This is a genomic window from Kitasatospora sp. NPDC059088 (assembly GCF_042738155.1).
In the GTDB taxonomy this organism is placed as follows: domain Bacteria; phylum Actinomycetota; class Actinomycetes; order Streptomycetales; family Streptomycetaceae; genus Kitasatospora.
On the sequence record NZ_JBHYGR010000052.1, the window covers coordinates 54,831 to 61,866 of the forward strand.

The 7,036-nt window shown below is 70.7% G+C and carries 6 protein-coding genes and 1 rRNA gene; 4 read left to right on the forward strand and 3 right to left on the reverse strand.

Annotated features, from left to right (window positions below; all coding sequences use genetic code 11):
- Positions 1–67 precede the first annotated feature (67 nt).
- Positions 68–1,516 carry an adenosylhomocysteinase gene (ahcY, locus tag ACFWXO_RS23520; RefSeq protein WP_375895843.1) on the forward strand — a complete coding sequence of 483 codons (1,449 nt, stop codon included), beginning with the start codon at positions 68–70 and terminating at the stop codon, positions 1,514–1,516.
- Between the two features lie 141 nt (positions 1,517–1,657).
- On the opposite strand, the gene ACFWXO_RS23525 is transcribed toward ahcY, so the two are convergent.
- Both ACFWXO_RS23525 and ACFWXO_RS23530 read right to left on the reverse strand, forming a co-directional pair.
- Positions 1,658–2,725, reverse strand: coding sequence for a hypothetical protein (locus ACFWXO_RS23525; protein ID WP_380525660.1), 1,068 nt, complete (start codon positions 2,723–2,725; stop codon positions 1,658–1,660).
- The gene (locus ACFWXO_RS23530) at positions 2,722–3,234 is read right to left on the reverse strand and encodes a SigE family RNA polymerase sigma factor (RefSeq protein WP_380525661.1); all 513 of its coding nucleotides are present in this window, start codon (positions 3,232–3,234) and stop codon (positions 2,722–2,724) included. The genes ACFWXO_RS23525 and ACFWXO_RS23530 overlap by 4 nt, the downstream gene beginning before the upstream one ends.
- Positions 3,235–3,344: 110 nt before the next feature.
- On the opposite strand from ACFWXO_RS23530, the gene ACFWXO_RS23535 reads away from it, so the two are divergent.
- Positions 3,345–3,974, forward strand: coding sequence for a hypothetical protein (locus ACFWXO_RS23535; RefSeq protein ID WP_375895836.1), 630 nt, complete (start codon positions 3,345–3,347; stop codon positions 3,972–3,974).
- 54 nt (positions 3,975–4,028) lie between these two features.
- Here the strand turns inward: ACFWXO_RS23535 and ACFWXO_RS23540 are convergent, their stop codons facing one another.
- Positions 4,029–5,042, reverse strand: coding sequence for an RDD family protein (locus ACFWXO_RS23540; RefSeq protein WP_380525662.1), 1,014 nt, complete (start codon positions 5,040–5,042; stop codon positions 4,029–4,031).
- A 243-nt stretch (positions 5,043–5,285) separates the two neighbouring features.
- On the opposite strand from ACFWXO_RS23540, the gene ACFWXO_RS23545 reads away from it, so the two are divergent.
- Entirely contained in the window at positions 5,286–6,290 is a 1,005-nt protein-coding gene (locus ACFWXO_RS23545) for a stage II sporulation protein M (RefSeq protein WP_375895831.1), read from the forward strand.
- Between the two features lie 574 nt (positions 6,291–6,864).
- Positions 6,865–7,036, forward strand: a 16S ribosomal RNA gene (locus ACFWXO_RS23550); the annotation flags it as partial.

The following is a 7,036-nucleotide window of genomic DNA, read 5'->3' on the forward strand; positions in this document are numbered from 1 at the left end:
GCCCGCCATGCGCACCGCACATCCGGACCTCGGCCCGTGCCCCACCCCATCAGCGAGGAGCAGACGCATGTCGACCGACATCACCGGTGACTTCAAGGTCGCCGACCTTTCCCTGGCGCCGTTCGGCCGCAAGGAGATCCAGCTGGCCGAGCACGAGATGCCCGGCCTCATGTCCATCCGCGCCGAGTACGCCGCCGCGCAGCCGCTGGCCGGCGCCCGGATCACCGGCTCGCTGCACATGACCGTCCAGACCGCGGTGCTGATCGAGACCCTGACGGCGCTCGGTGCCGAGGTCCGCTGGTGCTCCTGCAACATCTTCTCCACCCAGGACCACGCCGCCGCCGCCATCGCGGTCGGCCCGGAGGGCACCCCGGAGAACCCGCAGGGCGTGCCGGTCTTCGCCTGGAAGGGCGAGACCCTGGAGGAGTACTGGTGGTGCACCGAGCAGGCGCTGACCTGGCCCGACGGCAAGACCCCGAACATGATCCTGGACGACGGCGGTGACGCCACCCTGCTGATCCACAAGGGCGTCGAGTTCGAGAAGGCCGGTGCCGCTCCGGACCCGTCCACCGCGGACAACGACGAGTTCCGGATCATCCTGGAGCTGCTCAACCGCACGCTCGTGGAGACCCCGAACAAGTGGACCGAGGTCGCCGCCACCATCAAGGGCGTGACCGAGGAGACCACCACCGGTGTCCACCGCCTGTACGAGATGCACCGTGACGGCCAGCTGCTGTTCCCGGCGATCAACGTCAACGACTCGGTCACCAAGTCGAAGTTCGACAACAAGTACGGCTGCCGCCACTCGCTCATCGACGGCATCAACCGCGCCACCGACGTCCTGATCGGCGGCAAGGTCGCCGTCGTCTGCGGTTACGGCGACGTCGGCAAGGGCTGCGCCGAGTCGCTGCGCGGCCAGGGCGCCCGCGTCATCGTCACCGAGATCGACCCGATCTGCGCGCTCCAGGCGGCGATGGACGGCTACCAGGTCGCCACCCTGGAGGACGTGGTCGAGACCGCCGACATCTTCATCACCACCACGGGCAACAAGGACATCATCATGGCCTCGCACATGGCCCGGATGAAGCACCAGGCCATCGTGGGCAACATCGGCCACTTCGACAACGAGATCGACATGGCCGGCCTGGCCAAGCTCGACGGCGTCGTGAAGACCGAGGTCAAGCCGCAGGTCCACGAGTGGCGCAAGGCCGACGGCCGCACCATCATCGTCCTCTCCGAGGGCCGCCTGCTGAACCTGGGCAACGCGACCGGCCACCCGTCCTTCGTGATGTCCAACTCCTTCGCGAACCAGACGATCGCCCAGATCGAGCTGTTCACGAAGACCGAGGAGTACCCGATCGGCGTCTACGTGCTGCCGAAGCACCTGGACGAGAAGGTCGCGCGCCTGCACCTCGACGCGCTGGGCGTGAAGCTGACCACCCTGTCCCAGGAGCAGGCCGACTACATCGGCGTCCCGGTCGAGGGCCCGTACAAGGCGGAGCAGTACCGCTACTGATGCGGTGAGTCGCCGCTGACGCGGTGATCGGCGGACGCCGGTGGCCGGCACCCCCCGTGGGTGCCGGCCACCGGCGCGTTCGGCGCGTGGTCGGTCGTCCGGTCGTCCGGTCGTCCGCCGAGAACGGCCGTCCGGTCGTTCTCAGCGGACGAACACGTCGGTGGTCCAGTCGCGTTCGTCCACACCGATCGGCTCGGTGCGCGAGAGCAGCCCGGACAGTCCGCCGATCTCGTCCAGGGCCGGCGGCGTGCCGCCCCCGTACACGGCGGCGCAGATCCACACCCCGTTCCGGGACTGGCAGGTCGGGGCGGGGCTGGGGTGCCCGGTCGGCATCGTGCCGGGCTCGTCCGTGTCCGGTCGAAGTTCGAGGGTGACGGTCCTTCCCTGGACCTTGAAGTTCAGGTAGAGGTTCCAGGCTCCCCGGCCTTCCGGGTCCGGGCGGGAGAGCTGCACCATGTCGGGTGTTCCGAACTCCTCGGGCAGGTTGGTGAACTGGACCGGCAGCGGGACGTCCCGGTGTCCGTACCGGACGCCGTTGGCCACCCTGAGCAGCACGTCGCGACCGGTCTGCTCCGGGGTGCCGTTGCTCGCGGCGAGCTCCGCCCAGCGGCCCGAGGGGGTCAGCCAGCGCAGTGACCACGTCTGCGTCCCGCTCGGCAGGTTCGCCCAGTAGGCCGTCCGCCCGTTGATCGGGGGGGCGTCCTCGCGCACCAGGTGGATGTCGTACGGGGGCGACTGGGGGTTCAACGGCGGCTCGACCCCGGCCGGGTAGAGCTGGAGGTTCAGGCGCGGGATGCTCCGGCCGGTGTCCTTGTTCGCGGAGTAGAGGCCCTTGGCCTGGATCTCGCGGTCGATCCGGCCCGGTTGGTCCACCCAGTCGGGCAGCCAGCCGTACGAGACCTCGGTGCTGAGCGGGTCCGAGGCGGCGGCCGGGGCGGTGGTCGACGTCGGGGTCGGGGCCGGCGTCGCGGTGACCGCTGGGAGGGTCTGCACCGCCGGTGCCGTGGTGCCGGGCCTCATCAGCATCGTGGCGGTGAGCGCGACGGCCGCCACGACGGCCACCGCGCCGGCCGCGGCCCGGTACCGGCGCTGCAGGCGGGCCCGTCCGCGGGTGATGGACGTGGTGATGTCGAAGGCCGCGGGCGGGGCCGGCTCGTCGGCCAGGGCCGACAGGGCGATGCTCAGCTCACGGTGATCGGTGGCGGTCATGACGTCCTCTCTGCAAGGGCCGGGACGAGAACGAGACTGCGGCGGAGGGTCTCCAGGGCGCGCGCGCTCTGGCTCTTCACGTTGCCGGAGGAGCAGTTCAGCGCCTCGGCTGCCTGGTCGATCGACAGGTCGCAGTAGTACCGGAGCACGACGGCCGCGCGCTGGCGCGGCGGGAGCGCCGCCAGGGCCTTGCGCAGGTCGAGCGAGACGTCCAGGTCGATGCTCGTGGCCGCGATGTCCGGATCGGTGCCGGTCCGTACCGTCCGGCGCCACCAGGAGGTGCGCTGCTCGGCGAGGAACGTGTTCACCAGCGTCCGGCGGGCGTAGCCGTCCACGTTCGTCGCGCGGCTCGCCTTCGCCCAGTGCACGTACAGCTTGGTGATGGTCTCCTGCACCAGGTCGTCGGCCCGGTGCCAGTCCCCGCACAGCAGATAGGCGACCTTCCGCAGCCAGCCACTCCGTGAAGCCACGAACTCCGTGAACTCCGCGTCGCGTGTCTGCTTCGCCATCTGCACCCCCTCTCGTCGTGGCGGCGGCGCGTCTCCCGCGCCGTCCGACCCTCTGATGCGGGCACCGGCCCGGAATGTTGCACCGGACGCCGGTGCGTAGGCTTTCGGGCATGCCCAACGGTCGGTACTCGCTCCATGACACCCATGACCACGTGCTGCTCGGCGAGGAGCGGTTCAGCTGCGCGCCCGGGGCGGCCGGCTGGCGGTACGTCTCCAAGACCTACGCGCCGGACGGGCAGGTGATCGGCAGCGTCGACCTGACGCTGGACTCGCGGGCCCGGCCGTTGCGGATGGAACTGCGGGCCGGCGGCTGGCAGGTGCGCGGCGGCGCGGTGGACGGGGTGGCGTGGGTCCGCACCGACGCGGCCGACCCGGGCGGCGAGCACGCGGCGGAGGGGCACGACCGGGCGCACGGCTTCGCCGGACGCTCGCCGGGCTTCCTGGTCGCCACCGCCCGGATGCTGCGGCTGCGGGAGGGGGCGAGCGCCCGGGTGCGGCTGGTGGCGTTCACCGAGCCGGTGCTGGCGCCGCGCACCTTCGACCAGGGGTGGCTGCTGGAGGGCGTGGACACCCACGCGACGGACTCGGGGCCGCTGCTGGTCGAGCGCTACCAGGTGGCGGACCTGGAGACGGGGGAGCAGCAGGTGGTGCACCTGGCCGGGGACGTGGTGCTGGCGGCGGCGGGGATCGAGCTGGAGGAGCTCCAGTCGCCGCCGAACGCCTGGCCGGTGGGGGAGTAGGGGCGGGGTCCAGGCGGGTGGGGTCCAGGCGGGCGGGGTTCAGGCGGGTGAGGTTCAGGCGGGTGGGGCGAAGCCTGCGTCGGGAGCGGGCGGGGTCGGCTGCGAGGGCTTGACGAAGGACGGGGCCGCGGGGGCGGCCGGCGTCGGGACCGGTGCCGGGACCGCTACCGGGGGCGTCGCTACGGGCGCGTGCGCGTGCGCCGCGGGCACGCCGAGGACGCGGTGGGGGCGGCCGTCGGCCGTGGGGGCCTGGGCGACGGCCGGGTGCGGGGCGGGGGTCTGGACGGGGGCCGCGGCCATGAACCGCTGCTGGGCGCGCATCCACTCCCGGCGCTGGCGCTCGGTGAGCACCGCGCCCAGGTAGGCCGCCGGGTGCAGTCCCGGCGGAATCGGGTTCCCGATCCGGCCGGCCAGGTCCTCGGCCAGCCCGGCGGCCATCCGGAAGGACACGCCGGGCTCCAACTGGCCCACCCGGACGAGCAGTTGACGGATCGCCAGCCAGAGCGGCTCGGGCACCGCGGACAGGTCCATCGCGACCAGCTCACGGCCCATGTCGTGCAGCAGCTGCGGGTGCACCGGGGGCAGCGGGCCGGCCGCACCGGCTCCGGCCGGAGTGCGCTCCCGGACCACGACCGTCCCGGCGAAGATGTCGCCGAGCCGCTTGCCGTCCGCGTTCAGCGTGGAGGTGATCACGGCCGGGGCGCCGGTTATCGCGATCAGCTCGAAGAAGCCCACCAGCCCGCGCACCAGCGAGTGCCGGAACCGGACCGGGCCGCCGTCGGTGCGCACCACCCGCAGTCCGAGCGCCGCCTTGCCGACCGAGCGCCCGCGGCTGAGGGTCTCGATCATCACCGGCAGGGCCACCAGGAAGAAGACCGTCATCCCGAGCATCGTCGCGGCCAGCGCCGCGCTGTCCAGGCCGGACAGGGCGATGCTCAGCACCAGCGTCGACACGAACAGGGCGGCGAACTCGATGAGCAGGTCGAGCACGATCGCCAACGCCCTGCTCGGAAGCTTCGCCGTCTGCAGGTCGAGGACGACCGCCTCACCCGTCACCAGGTCGCTCAAGACACCTGTCCGTTCACGCTCATGCGAGCAGGTGGGAGCGCACGTGGATCGGCCCCCACTGCCCGCTCTCCGCAGTCTGATCCGCAGCCGCAAACATACGGCGCCCGGTGGTCGCACGGGAAGTGAGATCCCGGCGGCCGGGGCGGCGGCGGTTCCTGGCATGCTGGGCCCGCACGTGTCCGTACGTACCTGCCCGACCCGCGCACGCGCGCCTCGCGCCATCGCCGACCATGGAGCCGCCGAATGGACCTGGACGTCTTCGTCGCCACCCACCAGGGGGAGTGGGCCCGGCTGGACGCCCTTGCCCGTAGGCGCCGGCTCAACGGGGACGAGGCCGACGAGCTGGTCACCCTCTACCAGCGCGCCACCGGCCACCTGGCCAAGGTGCAGGCCGCCGCGCCGGACCCGGCCCTGGTCGGCCGGCTGACCGGCCTGGTCTCGCGGGGCCGCAGCGCGGTGACCGGCGCCCGCACCAACGGCTGGCAGGACGTCGCCCGCTACTACACGGTGAGCTTCCCGGCCGCGCTGTACCGCGCGCGCCGCTGGTGGATGCCGGTCGCGGCGGTCTCGATGGTCGTCACCGTGCTGATCGCCTGGTGGATGGCCACCCACCCCGAGGTCCGGAACAGCCTGATCGCGCCGGACGACCTGCGCGAGCTGACCCGCCCCGGCGGACAGTACGAGGCGTACTACTCGGACCGGCCGGCCAGCTCCTTTGCGGCCCAGGTCTGGACGAACAACGCCTGGATCGCCGTGCAGTGCCTGCTCTTCGGTATCGCGCTGGGCATCCCGGTGCTCGTCGTGATGTGGGTCAACGTGGTCAACCTCGGCGTCGGCGTCGGGCTGATGGCCTCGGCCGGGCGGCTGGACGTCTTCCTCGGCCTGCTCATCCCGCACGGCCTGCTGGAGCTGACCACGGTCTTCGTGTCCGGCGGCCTCGGCCTGCGCCTCGGCTGGACCCTCATCGACCCCGGCCCGCGCACCCGCGCGGTGGCACTGGCGGAACAGGGCCGCTCGATCATCGGCATGGGAATCGGGCTGGCGACGGTGCTGGCCGTGGCCGGCGTGCTCGAAGCCTTCGTGACGCCGTCCGGCCTGCCGACCTGGGCCCGCATTTCCATCGGAGTCGTCGCGGAGGCGGCGTTCCTCACCTATGCGCTGGTCCTGGGCCGGAAGGCCGCGGCGAGCGGGGAGTTCGGCGACGTGGACGCGGCCGACCGGGCGGACCTACAGCCCGTCGCGGCCTGAGCCGTGGTGATCAACAGGCCGTTGACCTGCTAGTCTTCTCGCATCCCGACCAAACCATTGACGTGGTGTGGGTGGGCTAGTAGGTTTGAACGGTTGGGAGCGACTGGACAACGGTCGGGCCCGGGCGTTAGTGTCTACGACACCGCCGAAATCGAGGCGAGCGCGTTTCACGAAATGCGCGCCCTCCGATGAAGCAAATCCCACGGACGGAACACTCCGAAAGCTTTGATAAGCTTCGGAACGAAGTTCGCAGGAAATCCCGCCAGCGGGAATCGGATGAATGAAACTCCGGAAAGCGGAGCGGAAAACATCTGGTAAGCTGGAAACACGAAAGAACGAAGCGCCCGGAGGGCCCGCTGGAAGGCGGTCCGAAGGAAGCGTCCGTTCCTTGAGAACTCAACAGCGTGCCAAAAGTCAACGCCAGATATGTTGACATCCCCGGCCTCGATCACCTGATCGGGGTTGGAGATTCCTTTTGAAACAAACACTAGCGAGGACGCAGTGCGCGGGACCGCCCTATTCCGGTGGTTGCCGTGCCGCTCAACGCGGGTGTGGACCCGATTACGGGTATACATTCACGGAGAGTTTGATCCTGGCTCAGGACGAACGCTGGCGGCGTGCTTAACACATGCAAGTCGAACGGTGAAGCCCTTCGGGGTGGATCAGTGGCGAACGGGTGAGTAACACGTGGGCAATCTGCCCTGCACTCTGGGACAAGCCCTGGAAACGGGGTCTAATACCGGATA

What these genes read in the sequence shown, in the direction of transcription:
- ACFWXO_RS23530 (WP_380525661.1), bottom strand. Translation starts at nt 3,234, where the DNA reads ATGGCGAAGCAGACACGCGACGCGGAGTTCACGGAGTTCGTGGCTTCA.
- ahcY (WP_375895843.1), top strand. Translation starts at nt 68, where the DNA reads ATGTCGACCGACATCACCGGTGACTTCAAGGTCGCCGACCTTTCCCTG.
- ACFWXO_RS23525 (WP_380525660.1), bottom strand. Translation starts at nt 2,725, where the DNA reads ATGACCGCCACCGATCACCGTGAGCTGAGCATCGCCCTGTCGGCCCTG.
- ACFWXO_RS23535 (WP_375895836.1), top strand. Translation starts at nt 3,345, where the DNA reads ATGCCCAACGGTCGGTACTCGCTCCATGACACCCATGACCACGTGCTG.
- ACFWXO_RS23545 (WP_375895831.1), top strand. Translation starts at nt 5,286, where the DNA reads ATGGACCTGGACGTCTTCGTCGCCACCCACCAGGGGGAGTGGGCCCGG.